Here is a 15,498-nt window from a genome sequence, read left to right as displayed (position 1 = left end):
GCTGAACTCGCATTTCGGCACGTCCCAGCCGAAGCGGCGGGCGTCCTGCAGGTCCTCGGCGAAATGCGCTCCGTAGACGAGCAGCTTCTTCGGAACGCAGCCGCGGATGACGCAGGTGCCCCCGACCTTATATTCTTCCGCAATGGCGACGCGGGCGCCGTGGGCGGAGGAGACGCGGGCCGCCCGGACGCCGCCGGAGCCGGCGCCGATGACGAAGAGATCGTAGTCGTACTGAGCCATCAGCCACCTTCTCCAAGCGCTCTTTCGATCAGCGCCTTTGTGGATGGATCGAATTCGGGGCCATCGCCGCTGTCGATCGACTTCGCGATCTCCTTGCCCAGCTCGACGCCGAACTGATCGAACGGATTGATGCCGAGCAGGACCGCGTTCACGAACGTGCGATGCTCGTAAAAGGCGATGAGGGCGCCGAGGCTGGAGGGCTCGAGCCGGTCGAGGAGGATCGTGGTCGACGGCCTGTCGCCGGCATAGGAGCGGGCGGGGTCGTCCGAGCGCTTGCCGGCCATGAGTGCGGCGCCCTGGGCGAAGCAATTGATGAGGAGCTGGCGGTGATGCTCCTCGGCGAGGCTGTGGCCCGGCTCGACCGCGGCTAAGAATTCGACGGGCACGAGGTGCGTGCCCTGGTGGAGGAGCTGGAAGACCGCGTGCTGGGCATCGGTGCCGACGCCGCCCCAGGTGATGAGCGAGGTCGCGCGGCCGACCGGGCTGCCGTCGGTGCGCACGCTCTTGCCGTTCGATTCCATCTCGAGCTGCTGGAGATAGGAGGGAAGCAGCCGGAGCCGCTCGTCATAGGCGAAGACGGCGCGGGTCTCGGCGCCGCGGACGTTCGCATAGTAGCGATCGGCGAAGGCTGCGAGGACGGGGGCGTTACGCTCCAGCGGCGCGAGGCGGAAGTGGCGGTCCATCGAAGCGGCGCCTTCGAGCAGCTCCTCGAACGCGCCCCAGCCCAGCGTGACCGCGACCGGAAAGCCGATCGAGGACCAGAGCGAATAGCGCCCGCCGACGCTTTCGGAGAAAGGCAGGATGCGCGTCTCGTCGACCCCGAACTCGACCGCGCGCTCCGGGCTGGCGGTGAGCGCGACGACGCGTCCATAGGGGTCGGACACCCCGCCTTCCTCGAGCCAGGCAAGGGCCGAGCGGGCGTTCAGCATCGTCTCGCTGGTGGTGAAGGTCTTGGAAGCGATGACCACGAGCGTCGCCTGCGGGTCGAAATCGGCGACCGCCTCCTCCAGCGCGGCGCCGTCGACATTGGAAACGACGGCGGCATCGTAGCGCGCGCCGTCGCGGCCGAGCGCATCGATCAGGAAATCCGGGCCCAGCGCCGAGCCGCCGATGCCGATGTGGAGGATGTGGCGGATGTCGCCGAACGCGCCAGCTTCGATCACCTCGATGAGGCCCCGCATCCGGGCGTGGAGCCCGGCCGCGCGGGCGACGCTCTCGGGCGCCCCCTGCCCCCGCTCGGCGCTGTGCTCGGCGGCCCGCCCTTCGGTGACGTTGATCTCCTTGCCCGAAAACAGCGCCTCGCGCGCGCCGGCGAGATCCTGCGCCTCGGCGAGCGCCGAGAAGGCGGAGACGATGCTCTGCGTCAGGTGAGTCTTCGAGAAGTCGAAGCGGATGCCCGCTTCTTCGACCGTGAGGCGCGACAGCCGGTCCGGATCGGACTCGAACAGATCGAGGAGCGGCCGGCTCTCTGACGTCTCAACCGCGCTCCAGGCATCGTTCATCGGCTGCTTCTCCTCTTTGAGTGGCGCCTATCTAGGGAGACGGGCGGCCAAAGCCCAGAGCCCGCTCTCGATCACCGCATCCTTGACCGCGCTCCACCGCCAAGCGAAAGCCCGCCGATGGATTCCGCAGAGACCGCAGCCGCAGCCCCGGCAGCGCCGCCAGAGAAGAAGAGGAGCGGCCTTGCCGAGACCGCGCGCTTCCTGCTGCTCCTGTTCGTGTTCGCGCTCGTCTTCCGGAGCTTCATCCTGGCGCCGTTCATGATCCCTTCGGGCTCGATGCTCCCGAAGATGATGATCGGCGACTATCTGTTCGTTTCCAAATGGTCATACGGCTATTCGCGCTTCTCGCTTCCGTTCGGGCTCGTCGACTTCGGCGGAAGGTTCCTGGCGAGCAGCCCCAAGCGCGGCGACGTGGTCGTGTTCCGGCACCCGGGCGGCGGCGAGGACGATCTGGTGAAGCGGCTGATCGGGCTGCCGGGGGACCGGATCCAGATGGTGGGCGGCGTCGTCCAGCTGAACGGAAAGCCGGTGCCGAAGGTGCGGATCGCCGACTATCTGATGCCGGTGACGCCGAACAGCCCGTGCCGCTTCGTCGACCAGGCGCTTGCCCGCACCGTCACCGACGGCAAGGGGCGGCGTTTCTGCTCCTATCCGAGGTTCCGCGAGACGCTTCCGGGCGGCCGGTCCTACGAGGTGCTCGACCAGATGGAAGGCCCTGCCGACGACACCCAGGTCTTCACCGTGCCCGCCGGACATTATTTCATGATGGGCGATAATCGCGACGACAGCGAGGACAGCCGCTTCGAGCGGGCGGCGGGCGGCGTCGGCTATCTGCCGTCCGATTACATGATCGGGCCCGCGCTCATCAATTTCTGGTCGACCGACGGCTCCGCCTCACTGGTGAAACCCTGGACATGGTTCTCGGCCGCGCGCTGGGATCGGATCGGAGACACGTTCTGAGCGGTCCCGACGACACCGCCGCATGGCTTGAAGCGACGCTCGGGCACAAGCCGCTGGACGACGCCCTGTTCGAGCGCGCGCTCACCCATTCGAGCCGGAGCGAGGAGCATTATGAGCGGCTCGAATTCCTCGGCGACCGGGTGCTCGGCCTCAGCGTCGCCACATGGCTGTTCGAGCTGTTCCCGAACGAGCCCGAAGGCAAGCTGTCGCGCCGCCTCAACGCGCTCGTCTCGGGCGAAACCTGCGCCGAGATCGCGCGCGAGATCGGGCTGGGCGAGCAGGTGAAGCTCGGCAAGCAGGCGCGCGAGGATGGCGCTTCGGACAGCGACAATGTGCTCGGCGACGTGGTCGAGGCCCTGATCGGGGCGCTCTATCTGGAGCGTGGGCTCGATGCCGCCGCGGACTTCATCCGCCGCGCCTGGGGCGAGCGCGTCAACACGCACGACAAGGCTCCGACCCATCCGAAGTCGGCGCTCCAGGAATGGGCGGCGGCGAACGAGAAGAAGCCGCCGGCCTATGAATTGAAGGACCGCTCCGGCCCGCCGCACGCGCCGAAGTTCGTGGTGGAGGTTGCGATCAGGGGCGTCGGCTCGGCGAGCGCCGAGGGGCTTTCGAAACAGGAAGCGGAGACAGCCGCGGCGAAGGCCTTGCTGGAACAGGTGCGGAAATGAGCGAGCGGTGCGGATTGGTGGCGGTGGTGGGGGCGCCGAATGCGGGCAAGTCGACGCTCGTCAACGCGCTCGTCGGGCAGAAGGTGGCGATCGTCAGCCCCAAGGCGCAGACGACGCGCACCCGGCTGATGGGGATCGCGATCGAGGGCGAGGCGCAGGTGCTGCTGCTCGATACGCCCGGCATCTTTGAGCCGAGGCGGCGGCTGGACCGCGCGATGGTGACAGCGGCCTGGGCGGGCGCGCAGGACGCCGACCTCGTCATGCTGGTGGTGGACGCGAAGACCGGCTTTTCGAGCCGCATCGAGCAGATGCTGGACACGCTGAAGAGCCGGAGCGAGCCCAAATGGCTGGTCCTCAACAAGGTCGACATCACGCCCAAGGAGGCCTTGCTGACGCTGACGGCGCAGCTCGGCGAGCGGATCGAATTCGAGCAGATCTTCATGGTCTCCGCCACCACCGGCGACGGCGTTCCAGACCTCAAGAAGGCGCTGGCGGAGCGCGTGCCGGAGGGGCCGTGGCATTTTCCCGAAGAACAGGTCTCCGATGCCACCGACCGGATGCTGGCCGCGGAGGTGACGCGCGAGCAGCTCTACCTCCAGCTCCACGCCGAGCTCCCTTATGCAAGCGCGGTCGAGACCGAGAAATATGAGGAGCGTAAAGACGGCTCGGTGGCCATCCACCAGCAGATCCTCGTCGGCCGGCCGACCCAGCGGGCGATCGTGCTCGGCAAGGGCGGCGCCAAGATCCGCGAGATCGGCGCCGCGGCGCGCGAGCAGCTCTCGCAGCTGCTCGGCAAGAAGGTGCACCTCTTCCTGCACGTGAAGGTGAACCCCAATTGGGAGGAAGATCGCGGGCTCTATCGGGAGATCGGGCTGGACTGGGTCGAGTAGCCCCCACCGGTCAGCCTCAGCATCTCCTCCACCCAGGCCGGCACGAGCTCCCCTGCCCGGCCGATGCGGCTTTGATCGAAGAAGAGGCTGCCCTGGCTCGGTTCGAGGTTCATCTCCAGCGTCGGAATGCGTAGGTAGCGGGCGGTCTGGACGTAGCCGGCGGCGGGATAGACGGCGCCGGACGTGCCGATCGACACGAACAGGTCCGCCTCCATCAGAGCGGCATCGATGCGGTCCATCTCATAGGGCATCTCGCCGAACCAGACGATGTCGGGGCGGAGCCTGCCGGCCATGCCGCATGCCGGACAGTCGGGGCCGGAGGAGAGCTCCTCTTCCCACCGCACGCGTGCGTCGCAGGCGAGGCACCAGGCGGACCTCAGCTCACCATGCATGTGGAGGACCCGCCGCGCGCCCGCCCGCTCGTGAAGATCGTCGACATTCTGGGTGACGATCAGAAGCTCGCCCGGCCATTCCGCATCGAGCCGCGCGAGCGCATGATGGGCGGCGTTCGGCTCCACTTCGCGCAGCCGTTCGCGGCGCATGTCGTAGAATTTCTGCACCAGCGCCGGATCGCTCCGGAAGGCTTCGGGCGTCGCCACGTCTTCCACGCGGTGCCCCTCCCACAGCCCGTCGGGGCCGCGGAAGGTGGCAAGGCCGCTTTCGGCGGAAATGCCGGCGCCGGTGAGGATGAAGATGTTTCGTATGTCGGCCATGGCCCCGGCGTTTATGGCCTCGCCCGCAATGTGTGAAGCCGATCGCGCATCCGGCGTTTGACTCTTCCGCCGACTTTGCGCAGCATGAGTCAGGCTGGCCGAGCCGGCGTGTTTGCGACCACTCACACCATCATTCGCGGAATTGCGGCATCGGGGGCCGCAATCGCCGTCAGGACCATTGGGGGCTGCATATGGAGCGGGATTTCTGGTTCTATCGCCGCAGGGCGACCGAGGAGATGTGGGCTGCGAAGCGGGCGATCACGCCTCTTGCGCGCGAACGCCACGAAGCGCTGGCGCAAAGCTTCCGCGAGAAGCTGGAGCGTCTGGAAGAAGGAAGCCTGCTGACGCAGGCTTGAAGGAAGGCAAGGATGACAAGTTTCGCTCTCCGGCTCAACGCACGCGACGAGGTCGTCCTCGTCCGCGGGGAGGAGAGCGTAAACCTCGGGCCGAGGAAGGAAGCGTGCGAGGAGATGCTGCGCTTCCTCAATGAGCTGAGCCTGCTTCAACGCACCGGAGCTTTCGCCGAATAACGCCGATCTTTCGAAATCGATTGTCCTCGAGACAGGACCCTGGGCATGTGGGGACATGACCAGGATCAGCCTCTTCGGCGCCGGCGGACGGATGGGCAAAGCCATTTCGGAGGCGGCGGTGCACCGGCCGGACGTCGAGATCGTCGGCGACGGCGCGGATGTGTTCGTGGATTTCTCGGCTCCGGATGCGCTCGAGCGGAATCTGGACGCGGCGCTTTCGGAGGGAAAGCCGATCGTGATCGGCACCACCGGCCTTTCGCCGGAGCATCGGCGCATGATCGATGAAGCGGCGGGGCGGATCGCGGTGCTCCAATCGGCGAACATGTCGCTGGGCGTGAACCTGCTTGCGCATCTGGTGCGCGAGGCGGCGGCGCGGCTCGGGCCCGACTGGGACATCGAGATCGTCGAGATGCACCATCGCCACAAGGTGGATTCGCCTTCGGGAACCGCGCTGCTGCTTGGCGAGGCCGCCGCGGCAGGCCGAGGTGTGGCGCTGGAGACGGTTGCCGAGCGGGGCCGCGACGGCATCACTGGCGCCCGCAAGGAGGGCGGCATCGGCTTCGCCTCGCTTCGGGGTGGATCGGTCGCGGGCGAACACCAGCTGATCTTCGCCGCCGAGGGGGAGCGGATCGAGCTCGGCCACCGCGCCGAAAGCAGGGCGATCTTCGCGCGCGGCGCAATCGAGGCGGCGCTGTGGCTGACCGGCAAGCCGCCGGGCCGCTACGACATGGACGACGTGCTGGGGCTGAAGTGAAGCCGGCAGAGGTCGCGGAGCTCTACCGGCGCCTTGCCGACCGGACGCCGAATCCCGAAACCGAGCTCGAATTTGTGAACGATTATACGCTGCTCGTCGCCGTGGTGCTTTCCGCGCAGGCGACGGATGCCGGCGTCAACATCGCCACGCGCGAGCTCTTCAAGACGGTGAAGACGCCGCAGGCGATGCTCGATCTCGGCGAGGAGCGGCTCCGGGAGGCGATCAAGTCGATCGGCCTGTTCAACACCAAAGCGAAGAACGTCATCCTGCTGTCGAAGGTGCTGGTCGAGCAGTTCGATGGGCAGGTGCCCGCCGACCGCGACCTGCTGATGGCGCTGCCCGGCGTCGGCCGGAAGACCGCGAACGTGGTGATGAACACCGCCTTCGGCGCGGAGACGTTCGCGGTCGACACGCACATCTTCCGCGTCTCGAACCGCACCGGCCTCGCGCCCGGAAAGAACCCACTCGAGGTGGAGCTGAAGCTGGACAAGGCGACGCCGCCGCCATTCCGGCGCGACGCGCATCACCTCTTGATCCTCCACGGCCGCTACGTCTGCAAGGCTCGGACGCCGGAATGCTGGCGCTGCGTGATCGCCGACATCTGCCGCTACAAGCCGAAGACGCCCGCGCCCGGAAGCGAGGAGGAAGCGCGCATGCTGGCGGCGCGCAGGAAGAAGCGCGCGGCGGCGGGGAAAAGCCTCTAGCCCCTCCCCCTCCCCTTTGCTAAGCGCCATCCCACGCACCCGTAGCTCAGCTGGATAGAGCGCTGCCCTCCGAAGGCAGAGGCCACAGGTTCGAATCCTGTCGGGTGCGCCAATAAACCATCTGGCCTCGCGAGTTTTCCTGGTCTCTCCACGTGAGGCTGATTTCCGCAGTGATCCAACCACCTGCGCGAAGATCTTCGGCTGGAGAAATTGGTCGACGAAGCCGGCATGGCGCCGCGCACTCGAGGAAAACAGGCTGCCGCTGAAGAGCATCGATGATGCCGTCGGCTTCCGGACGAGCAGAAACTGAGGCGCGCTTTCAGCCGGCACCTCGGCGTCAGCCCGTCCGAATATCGGGATCGCTTTTCTTCAAACCTGCGCAATCAGCAGGAGGTGACGAGGGGGGCAAGTGCTTCGCGAGGACCCGACATCGCCGCGAAGAGGCGGAGGCTAGCCCAGGTGCCCCTCCTGCAGGGCCTTGAGCGCAGCTCGGGTCCTGTCGCGGGCATTCAGCTTCAGGAGGAGGTTCGAGACGTGGTTCTTCACGGTCCCCTCCGCCAGCGCCAGCAGATCGGCGATCTCCTTGTTGCTGTAGCCGGCGCAAATCAGATGCAGCACCTCACGTTCGCGAACCGTGAGCGCTTCGGCGATGTAAGTGTCGGATGCTGGCGCAGGGGTGCGGCGGATTGCTGCCATCAGGCTTTCCGTCACGGCGGGCTGGAAGGCTGTTCGATTGTCGGCAAGCGCTCGAATGGCCTGGGCTAGGTCCTCGAGCGCCACGTCCTTGAGCATCAAACCCTTGGCGCCGGCCTTGATCGCCGCGATGGCGGCGTCGCCATCGTCGAAGGTGGTCAGGACGAGGGTGGGCGGCAAAGCATCCCTCTCGCGCAGGGCATCGAGGACGCCGATGCCGTTGAGGCGGGGCATGCGGATGTCGAGGAGGAGCACATCGGGTTTGAGCTCGGGGACCTTCTCCAGGGCCTCCTCACCGTCACAGGCTTCCCCCACCACCTCGATGTCGGGCACCAGCTCCAGCAGTCCGCGGACGCCCTGGCGCACCAGCGTCTGATCGTCGACGAGAACGACGCGGATCATGCGGCCGGGTTCAAGCAGCCTGCGGTGCGCGCGAAGGCAGCCAGGCGTCGATCGTGAAGCCGAACTCCGGCCCCGCTCGGACCGCCAGCTTGCCGCCGAGAGATTCCACCCGCTCCCGCATCCCGACAAGCCCCGAGCCCGGAGCCGAAGCAGCGGGCCGCGTGCTGCCGTCGTTGCGTGCCACGAGACGCACGCCTTCCCCGTCGGCAGTGACGCGAAGCCACAGATTCGAGGCATCGGCGTGCCTGACGGCGTTGGTGACCGCTTCCTGAGCGCAACGCATCAAGGCGTGGGCCCGATCGGGGCTGACCCGCACGCCGGGAGCGATGTCGACATGGATGACTGGTGTCGGAACACTCTTCGCGAGCGTCTCAAGCGCATCCTTCAAATCGCAGCGTTCAGCCTCGCGCAGAGCGGCAACGACGTCGCGGACCTTGGCGAGCAGGGCCCGAGCAAGGCCTTTCGCCTGCAGCACGTGATCGTTCGCCCTGCCGGGCTCGGTAACGTTGCTTGCGATCTCCAGCTGCAGCCCGAGCGCCGTGAGCTCGTGGCCCCAGGCATCGTGAAGCTCGCGCGAGATGCGCAGGCGCTCCGCGTCGCGGACGGTATTGGCGATGATCGCTTGCGCGGACCTGAGCTCTCTGTTCGTCTGCGCCAGCGCCCGCGCCGTTTCCGCCTCCCGCCGCAGCGCTTGCGCCGTGAAAACGAACAATAGCTGCAGCGCGAAAGACTTTGTGAGAACCCAACACAGATCGGGATTGAGAGCTTGCGCCAGCGTGCCGACAATCACCAAATTCTGAAATGCGACCCAGCTCAGCGCTTTGACGGGGGTGGTCGACAACCCGACCTGCAACGCGATCACCACCAGGAACGACGACATCCCCGCCCACGGGACGATGATCGTCATCGCGGTGACCGCAGCAAGCTGCACGCACAGCAAGGCCCAGTGCAGGCTCGCTCGCAGCTTCAGAGTCATTGCGGCAAGGACTGCCGCTCCCATCAAACCGAAGGGGCCGAACCAAAGCGGCGAAACCGTAGCGCCGCGTATTTCTCCGCCGGCCCAGAATTGCGTGCCAACCGGCCAGCCGTAGGCAAGCCACAGACCGAGCGCCGCAACGCAAAAGGTCCAGTGATGCCGATATCGGAGCTGCTCTTCCATTGAGGAATTCTGCCACACCGTGAGGCCCCTTACCATAGGCCGAAGGTCATGGTTCCGCGTGCCGAAACCTCCGCCGGGAGGCGGCAGGAACGGCTCGCGGACCTAGGCGCCTCAGCTGTCCGAATATTTAACGGAGCAGCCATAAGGACGGCTGGACGACACGGAGACGGCCTTACCGGCCTTCAGCTCCGAAAGCGCCGCGAGCACGTGATTGCGGGCACCCGCAATATCGGCCTTATTCGCGGTCGCCTTGTCGTCGATGCCGCCCGCATAGACGAGCTTGCCCGCCTTATCGATGATGTACATGTGGGGCGTCGTGACGGCGCCATAGCCCTTGCCGACCGTGCCCGCGTGATCGAGCAGATAGGCGCTCGGCTGCGCCTTTTGCGCGGCAACGAAGGCATTGGCCTCCGCCCTGTTCATATGTCCCTGCTTGCCGGCCGCGCTGGAGTTGATCGACAGCCATACCACTCCGTCCTTCCTCGCGGCGGCCTGCGTCTTCTGCATGTTGCCGCTCTCATAATGCTTCTTCACATAGGGGCAGCCCGGGTTGTTCCACTCGAGGACCACCACCTTCCCCTTGAACTGGCCGAGCGTCACAGCCTTCCCGTTCGAGTCCGTGAGCCTGAAATTCGGCGCCTGAGTGCCGACGGACGGCGCTGCGATTGCGGGTGCGCAAGCCACCATTACGAGTGCGGCGGCAATCGGGAACAGATGCTTCATCATGGCCTCCTTCTTTGGTTTCACGTTCCAAGCGCGGTCAGATCTCCGACCGTTAAAATCTGCGGCAGGATCTTCGCCTCCTGCCCCGGTGCGTAATAAAGATAGAGCGGCACGCCCGACCGGCCGTGCTGCGCGAGGAAGCGTCCGATCGCGGCATCGCCGCGCGTCCAGTCCCCCGCCAGCACCGCGACGTTCCGCTCCTTGAAACGCGTCGTCACGTCCTCCCTCGCAAGCACGCCTTTCTCGTTCACCTTGCAGGTGATGCACCAGTCGGCGGTGAAATAAAGGAAGACCGGCCTCTGCTCGCCACGCAACGCGGCGAGCTTCGCTTCACTGAATGGTTCGGAATTAAGCACCCCCGGCGCCTTCGCTCCGGCGGGTGCCTCCAGCGGCAAGATCAATACCACGGCAAGCGCAGCGGCAAGCGCCGGCACGAGCGGCAGCCAGGCGCGCGGGCGTCCCTGCCGAACGCCGACCCACCATAGGCCGAGGGCGAGGAGGAGGGCGGCGCAGAGGCCAAGTGCCATGCCATCCACCCCGGCTTGCCGGCCGAGGATCCAGGCAAGCGCCAAGGCAGTCAGGAACATGGGGACGGAGAGGATGCGCCGCAGCCGGTTCATCCATGAGCCGGTCTTCGGCAGGCGGCGTCGCAGTGCGGGCACGAAGCCGAGCAGCAGGAACGGAATGGCCAGGCCCAGCCCCAGCCCCGCGAAGATGGCGAGCGCCGCCGCCGTCGGAAGCACCAATGCCGCACCCAGGGCCGCGCCCATGAAGGGGCCGGTGCATGGCGTCGCCACGAAAGCCGCGAGCGCGCCGGTCCAGAAGGCTCCCTGCGCCCCCCCCGTGGCGGCCAGCTTGTCTCCGCCACCGATGGCGGGAAGCTCGAACAGGCCGGCGAGGTTGAGCGCGATTCCCGTCACGAGCAGCAGCAGAATGAGGATCACTCGGGGATCCTGGAGCTGGAACGCCCAGCCCACCGCCGCTCCGCCGGCTCGAAGGCCGAGCAGAAGGCCGCCCAGCGCGAGGCAGACCAGCACCACGCCCAGCGTATAGGCTAGCGCCTCGCGCCGCGCGGCGCGCTCGTCGCCGCCGGCCCTGGCCAGACTGAGGGCCTTCAAGCTTAGGATCGGAAACACGCAGGGCATGATGTTGAGAAGGAGGCCGCCGACAAGCGCGCCGGCCAGAGCAGCAAAGATCACGCCCGCCCCGCTGCCACCTTCCGACCCGGCAGTGCCGATCGGTTCGCCCGCCGCCGGAACCGCGCCGGGCTTCGCCGTCAGTAGCAGCCCCTGGCTTTCGCCGATCTTCAGCAGCCCGGCTATCGTGGTGAGGCGAGTTCCGTTGGGGCCGGCCTTCGTCTCGACGATGAGCAGGTCGCCTTTGCGGCTTACCGACTGGACCGCGCCATGGTCCAGGCTGCCATATTCGAGCGGGAAGAAATAAGGGTCTGCAACGGCGACGGCGGCGGGGAGCGGCACGCCGATCCGCAGCCGGCCATCCTCGACCACGAACCGGCCGTCTGTCCCGATGGGCTTCGGCATCGCAGCCTCGAAGGCATCGAAGCGTACGTCCCTCACAACTGCGCTGCCCGCCGCACCGGCGACGATCTCCGCCGAAACTTCGGCGCTCTCCGGCACGCAAATTTCCTTCGTGCAGGCGAGATAATCGAGCTTTGCCTTGAGCGGCAGCCGCGTGCCCGGCGCCACGCCGGGCGCCAGCTTCAGGTCGGCGAGCAGGGCATAATCATGCTCGTAGACATAGTTCATGATGCCCGAAATGATCAGCCGCTCCGGCACCGGGTAGCGAAGCTCGCCGACCGTCACGCCCTGCGGCAACGTCCACGCAATCGTCGCTTCGGCACCGGCGTCGCCCGGGTTCTTCCAATAGCCGTGCCAGCCTGGCTTTGGCTTCATCACGAACGCGATCGGGATCGAGCCGCCCGCCGGAGCTTCCTTCGCGCCGGGAAGCAGCGATACCAAGAGGTTGACGCCGCCCTCCTGCTGCGCCGCGACGGGCGCCTGCAGGCCGAGCAGCATCAGCATGGCGATCATGAATCTGCAGAGAAGCGCAGACATCGAAGCTCCTTCTTCGCGACGGGCCGCAATCGCGTTCCTGCAAGCCTGCCACGACGCGAACCTGCCACGGCATGAGCGGCCTGACCATATGCCGAAGGTCATGGTCCGGGCGTGAGACCTACGGCACTTATTCGGATCGGATGCGAGAGGCAAAACGCGTGGACCAAAAGCACAGGAGTAGACATGCTACGGTCCGTCGGCGTTACCGCCATTCTGCTCGCCTCGGCGACGCCTGCCTGCGCCCAGCGCGCCGGCGAGAATGCCGTCGCCTCCGCGCAGGACGCGTTCGGCACCAGCGTCGGCAACGAGCGTGTCGGCCTCTATTTCCCGCAAAGCGCGCGCGGCTTCAATCCCGTGCAGGCCGGCAATGTCCGCATCAACGGCCTGTATTTCGATTATCAGACGGACCTCAACGAACGCCTGATCTCCGGCAGCAACGTCCGCGTCGGCCTGACCGCGCAGGGCTATCCCTTTCCGGCGCCGACGGGAGTTGCCGACTTCTCGCTGCGATTGCCGGGATCGGTAGCCGTGGCCAGCACGGTGGTCACCGTGGGCCCCTATGGGGGATCGGGCGTGGAGATCGACGCGCAGCTTCCCGTCAGCGGGACGCTCGGCCTCGCCGCCGGCGTGAGCCTGACGGACGAGGAACTCTATCATGGCGGCGACCGCCGCGACTTCACTGCCGCCGCAGTGGCGCGCTGGCGCCCCAATGATGATCTGGAAGTCATCCCCTTCTGGAGCAGGCAGGAGAGCAGCCGCGGGGAAGCGCAGCCGGTCATCTTCACGGCCGGCGCCTACCTTCCGCCCCGAATCGAGCGGCGGCGCTATTTCGGCCCGGAATGGGCGCAGAGCGATAGCCGGGGCGTCAATTACGGCCTTCTCACCACCTTCAGCTCCGGAGGCTGGACGCTGCGCGGCAGTGCCTTCCGCTCGATCAACGACAATCTGCGCCTTTTCAGTCCATTCTTCCTGAACAGCTCGCCCGATGGAGAGGCGGACCGGGTCGTGACCTATGAGCAGGGGCGCCGCTTCGCCTCCACTTCGGGCGAGCTGCGCCTCACCCGCCGGTTCGCGGAGGGCGATCGCCTCCACCTCGTCCACCTGATGACGCGCGGCCGCAAGCAGCACCGGCGCTACGGGGGCAGCCAGCGCTTCGATCTAGGCCGCGGCCGGATCGACGAGCCGATCCTCGCGCCCGAACCGGCGCTCCAACAGGGGCAGCAGACCACCGACGAGGTGCGCCAGCTCACGGCCGGGCTCGGCTATGAAGGCCGGTGGCGCGGCGTGGGGGAACTCAGCTTGGGCGTCCAACGCACCGTCTACGAGAAGGCGGTGGTGCGTCCCTCAGGCCCCCTGCCGGTCTCGAAGTCGAGCCCGTGGCTGTTCAACGGTACGGTGTCGATCCTCGCTGGTTCCGATCTCGTCGTCTACGCGGGCTACAGCAAGGGGCTGGAAGAGAGCCCGGCGGCGCCCGACATTGCCGTTAACCGCGGTGAGGCGCCGCCCGCCATTATCACCGCGCAAATGGACGCGGGCTTCCGCCTCAATCTCAGCCCGAGCTTGCGTTTGGTAGCGGGCGTGTTCGACGTGCGGAAACCCTATTTCGCGCTCGACCCGGCGCGGGTCTTCCGGGAACTCGGCGAAAGGCGCAATCGCGGCCTCGAGGTGTCGCTGGCCGGCCAGATCACGCCGCGGCTCAGCCTGGTGCTGGGCGCCGTTTACCTCGATGCGACGGTGAGCGGCGATGCGGTCAACCTCGGACTGATCGGGCGGCGGCCGGTCGGATCGATCGCCCGGAGCCTCAACGCCGCCGCGAATTGGAACGTGCCATGGGTGAAGGGCCTATCGCTCGATCTGACATATGAAGGCACGTCGGATCGCGTCGCCAACGCTGCGAACACCTTCGTTATCCCGGCGCGCTTCGCCTCCGCGATCGGCGGGCGCTACCGCTTCGAGTTGATGGACAAGCCGGCCACCTTCAGAGCGCAGCTCGCCTCCTGGAACAACGCCTACGGGTTCAACAACGCCGGAGGCGAGGGTTTCTATTACAACCTCCCCCGCCGCTTTCAGATGAGCCTGACCGTCGACATGTGAGGTGTCTCGAAGAGCTGGCTGCGGATTGCCAAGGCGCACGCGCTGACCGGAGCGGCGAACGTGCGTAGGAACTCAGCGCCGCGCCAGAGCGGCGTGGAGATAACGAGAGTCCTTTGAAAGACCCGAGGCATGACCGCTCGCGCCGCCCCCCAACCTTAGGGGGTGGCGGCTGCCCTCCCGCGGCTAATATCCTGAGCAGAAACGGGAATAGTGGGAACAGGGCGGAGCGGCGGCGCGGCGCGGCGGGTTCGGGCTCACAGCGAGACAACTTGCGATGCGGCTGCCCCAGGGTACAATCTTCGCCGCGCCCGCTTCAGCAGAGTGTCCGTGCAACGACAGGATGAGGGGTGTGAGATGAAGGCTTCGATGACCACCACAGCGGCAGCCGTTATTGCCGTCCTGAGCAGCGTGCCCGCCGTGGCCGCGCCCGCTCTGCAGCCGCAGGACCAAATGCAGCTGCGCAGCGGCGGATTTGCCGGAGCAATCTTCAAAGTCCCGCTAAGCGGCGGGAGGAGCTCGCCGCCTCCCCAGGTTTCGCTCGGGATCAGCCGCGTCTATGCGGGAAGAGGCAGCACCGGCTTCCTCGAGCGCACCCAGGTGCCGGGCATCGAGCTGAGGTTCGCGCGGTCCGCACCTCCGCGGCTCCTGTTCGGCGGCGAGACCGCGGAAAGGCTGAAGCACCGGTGGGAATTGGGATCGTCGGGCGTCCTGCTCGTGCTGGGCGGCCTTGGCGCAGCGGGGCTTGCCGTGGCGGCCTTGTCGAGCGGCGGCGATGAGCAAGAGGACGAGCTGAACCGGCGCCAGTGCCTGCTCCCCGAGGGGTGCAAACCGTAGTGGCCGGCCGGGGAGCAGGCACTTACCGGACTTCGCCGCGTTTGCACGTGGGGATGACCGGGAGACGGACACGATGGTAGCAGCCTCGGTTTTCGGTGCACTCGTCCAGATCGCGGTGGTGCTGGTCGTCGGCGCCGTCCTGTTCCTGTTCGTCGGGCGCGGCCGGGTGTCCTTCCTTGAGTTCGTGGGGCTGACGGCGACGCCGCTTCGGCCCGTCCTGATCGGCTTGGCAGTGGGGGCTGCGGCGACGTTCGCACTGCTCGCCGTGCCGGGATTCGCGGCCATGGCGAAGGGCCCGGGCACGGTGCCAGGCGAAGCGTTGAAGCATGGTGTGTCCGGCGCGGCCATCTTCGCACTGATCGTCACCGCGATCTTCAAGACCGCCTTGGCGGAGGAGCTGCTGTTCCGAGGCATCATCGGCAAGCGGCTGATCGGCTGGCTCGGCTTCGGCATCGGCAACTTCGTACAGGCGGCGCTGTTCGGAGCGCTCCATTCCCTTCTGGCGCTTACTCCCCAGGCAACCTCTACCCTGGTGGTCTCGATCGTCGTCTTCA

General features: G+C 66.8%; 17 protein-coding genes and 1 tRNA gene. 11 read left to right on the top strand and 7 right to left on the bottom strand.

All coding sequences use genetic code 11. From position 1 onward, the window contains the following. Together VF662_RS10630 and pgi are read right to left on the bottom strand one after the other, a co-directional pair. Window positions 1-240, bottom strand: a 240-nt coding sequence (locus VF662_RS10630; RefSeq protein ID WP_464140850.1) for an FAD-dependent oxidoreductase, incomplete at its 3' end; no start/stop codon positions are given. Continuing rightward, complete coding sequence (pgi, locus tag VF662_RS10625) at window positions 240-1,742, bottom strand: glucose-6-phosphate isomerase (protein ID WP_464140847.1); 1,503 nt, start codon at window positions 1,740-1,742, stop codon at window positions 240-242. The genes pgi and VF662_RS10630, both read right to left, overlap by 1 nt. A 117-nt stretch (window positions 1,743-1,859) precedes the next feature. Here pgi and lepB point away from each other — a divergent pair, with 117 nt between their 5' ends. The 3 genes from lepB to era are packed head-to-tail and all read left to right on the top strand — an operon-like array spanning window position 1,860 to window position 4,263. Then, the gene (lepB, locus tag VF662_RS10620; protein WP_464140843.1) at window positions 1,860-2,702 is read left to right on the top strand and encodes a signal peptidase I; all 843 of its coding nucleotides are present in this window, start codon (window positions 1,860-1,862) and stop codon (window positions 2,700-2,702) included. Then, on the top strand, window positions 2,657-3,373 hold the full coding sequence (rnc, locus tag VF662_RS10615; protein ID WP_464140839.1) for a ribonuclease III: 717 nt from the start codon (window positions 2,657-2,659) through the stop codon (window positions 3,371-3,373). The genes lepB and rnc overlap by 46 nt, the downstream gene beginning before the upstream one ends. After that, window positions 3,370-4,263: a GTPase Era gene (era, locus tag VF662_RS10610; RefSeq protein WP_464140835.1), complete on the top strand. Its 894-nt coding sequence runs from the start codon at window positions 3,370-3,372 to the stop codon at window positions 4,261-4,263. Before rnc ends, era begins: the two co-directional genes overlap by 4 nt. On the opposite strand, the gene VF662_RS10605 is transcribed toward era, so the two are convergent. Next, complete coding sequence (locus tag VF662_RS10605) at window positions 4,230-4,976, bottom strand: NAD-dependent deacylase (RefSeq protein ID WP_464140830.1); 747 nt, start codon at window positions 4,974-4,976, stop codon at window positions 4,230-4,232. The genes era and VF662_RS10605 overlap by 34 nt on opposite strands. Before the next feature lie 32 nt (window positions 4,977-5,008). Here VF662_RS10605 and VF662_RS10600 point away from each other — a divergent pair, with 32 nt between their 5' ends. The 5 genes from VF662_RS10600 (at window position 5,009) to VF662_RS10580 (ending at window position 7,076) form a co-directional block, all read left to right on the top strand. Then, entirely contained in the window at window positions 5,009-5,332 is a 324-nt protein-coding gene (locus tag VF662_RS10600) for a hypothetical protein (RefSeq protein WP_464140826.1), read from the top strand. 12 nt (window positions 5,333-5,344) lie between these two features. After that, window positions 5,345-5,506 carry a hypothetical protein gene (locus VF662_RS10595; RefSeq protein WP_464140819.1) on the top strand — a complete coding sequence of 54 codons (162 nt, stop codon included), beginning with the start codon at window positions 5,345-5,347 and terminating at the stop codon, window positions 5,504-5,506. Between the two features lie 55 nt (window positions 5,507-5,561). Then, window positions 5,562-6,260 (top strand): 4-hydroxy-tetrahydrodipicolinate reductase, encoded by a 699-nt coding sequence (dapB, locus tag VF662_RS10590; protein WP_464140815.1) that lies wholly within the window; start codon window positions 5,562-5,564, stop codon window positions 6,258-6,260. Further along, window positions 6,257-6,964, top strand: coding sequence for an endonuclease III (gene nth, locus VF662_RS10585; RefSeq protein ID WP_464140810.1), 708 nt, complete (start codon window positions 6,257-6,259; stop codon window positions 6,962-6,964). Before dapB ends, nth begins: the two co-directional genes overlap by 4 nt. Window positions 6,965-6,999: 35 nt before the next feature. Further along, a tRNA-Arg gene (locus VF662_RS10580) sits at window positions 7,000-7,076 on the top strand. Between the two features lie 338 nt (window positions 7,077-7,414). Here VF662_RS10580 and VF662_RS10575 read toward each other — a convergent pair. From VF662_RS10575 to VF662_RS10560, 4 genes are all read right to left on the bottom strand, one after another. Further along, window positions 7,415-8,059: a response regulator gene (locus tag VF662_RS10575; protein ID WP_464140806.1), complete on the bottom strand. Its 645-nt coding sequence runs from the start codon at window positions 8,057-8,059 to the stop codon at window positions 7,415-7,417. A 10-nt stretch (window positions 8,060-8,069) separates the two neighbouring features. Continuing rightward, complete coding sequence (locus VF662_RS10570) at window positions 8,070-9,236, bottom strand: sensor histidine kinase (RefSeq protein ID WP_464140803.1); 1,167 nt, start codon at window positions 9,234-9,236, stop codon at window positions 8,070-8,072. A gap of 93 nt (window positions 9,237-9,329) precedes the next feature. Further along, window positions 9,330-9,941, bottom strand: coding sequence for a thioredoxin family protein (locus VF662_RS10565; protein ID WP_464140798.1), 612 nt, complete (start codon window positions 9,939-9,941; stop codon window positions 9,330-9,332). 20 nt (window positions 9,942-9,961) lie between these two features. Continuing rightward, on the bottom strand, window positions 9,962-12,016 hold the full coding sequence (locus VF662_RS10560; protein WP_464140793.1) for a protein-disulfide reductase DsbD family protein: 2,055 nt from the start codon (window positions 12,014-12,016) through the stop codon (window positions 9,962-9,964). A gap of 183 nt (window positions 12,017-12,199) precedes the next feature. Between VF662_RS10560 and VF662_RS10555 the strand changes: the two genes are divergently transcribed. The 3 genes from VF662_RS10555 to VF662_RS10545 form a co-directional block, all read left to right on the top strand. Next, window positions 12,200-14,110 (top strand): TonB-dependent receptor, encoded by a 1,911-nt coding sequence (locus VF662_RS10555; protein ID WP_464140788.1) that lies wholly within the window; start codon window positions 12,200-12,202, stop codon window positions 14,108-14,110. A gap of 366 nt (window positions 14,111-14,476) precedes the next feature. Then, the gene (locus VF662_RS10550) at window positions 14,477-14,944 is read left to right on the top strand and encodes a hypothetical protein (protein WP_464140783.1); all 468 of its coding nucleotides are present in this window, start codon (window positions 14,477-14,479) and stop codon (window positions 14,942-14,944) included. Window positions 14,945-15,017: 73 nt separating this feature from the next. Continuing rightward, window positions 15,018-15,498, top strand: a 481-nt coding sequence (locus VF662_RS10545; protein WP_464140778.1) for a CPBP family glutamic-type intramembrane protease, incomplete at its 3' end; no start/stop codon positions are given.

Source organism: Allosphingosinicella sp. (genome assembly GCF_036387215.1).
GTDB lineage: Bacteria > Pseudomonadota > Alphaproteobacteria > Sphingomonadales > Sphingomonadaceae > Allosphingosinicella.
This window is presented reverse-complemented; position numbering and strand designations above follow the sequence as displayed.

Excerpts from the sequence above, each read along its gene's own strand:
- era (WP_464140835.1), top strand. The coding sequence starts at position 3,370 with ATGAGCGAGCGGTGCGGATTGGTGGCGGTGGTGGGGGCGCCGAATGCG.
- VF662_RS10605 (WP_464140830.1), bottom strand. The coding sequence starts at position 4,976 with ATGGCCGACATACGAAACATCTTCATCCTCACCGGCGCCGGCATTTCC.
- VF662_RS10575 (WP_464140806.1), bottom strand. The coding sequence starts at position 8,059 with ATGATCCGCGTCGTTCTCGTCGACGATCAGACGCTGGTGCGCCAGGGC.
- VF662_RS10550 (WP_464140783.1), top strand. The coding sequence starts at position 14,477 with ATGACCACCACAGCGGCAGCCGTTATTGCCGTCCTGAGCAGCGTGCCC.
- VF662_RS10560 (WP_464140793.1), bottom strand. The coding sequence starts at position 12,016 with ATGTCTGCGCTTCTCTGCAGATTCATGATCGCCATGCTGATGCTGCTC.
- VF662_RS10565 (WP_464140798.1), bottom strand. The coding sequence starts at position 9,941 with ATGAAGCATCTGTTCCCGATTGCCGCCGCACTCGTAATGGTGGCTTGC.
- pgi (WP_464140847.1), bottom strand. The coding sequence starts at position 1,742 with ATGAACGATGCCTGGAGCGCGGTTGAGACGTCAGAGAGCCGGCCGCTC.
- rnc (WP_464140839.1), top strand. The coding sequence starts at position 2,657 with ATGGTTCTCGGCCGCGCGCTGGGATCGGATCGGAGACACGTTCTGAGC.
- VF662_RS10595 (WP_464140819.1), top strand. The coding sequence starts at position 5,345 with ATGACAAGTTTCGCTCTCCGGCTCAACGCACGCGACGAGGTCGTCCTC.
- VF662_RS10555 (WP_464140788.1), top strand. The coding sequence starts at position 12,200 with ATGCTACGGTCCGTCGGCGTTACCGCCATTCTGCTCGCCTCGGCGACG.
- dapB (WP_464140815.1), top strand. The coding sequence starts at position 5,562 with ATGACCAGGATCAGCCTCTTCGGCGCCGGCGGACGGATGGGCAAAGCC.
- lepB (WP_464140843.1), top strand. The coding sequence starts at position 1,860 with ATGGATTCCGCAGAGACCGCAGCCGCAGCCCCGGCAGCGCCGCCAGAG.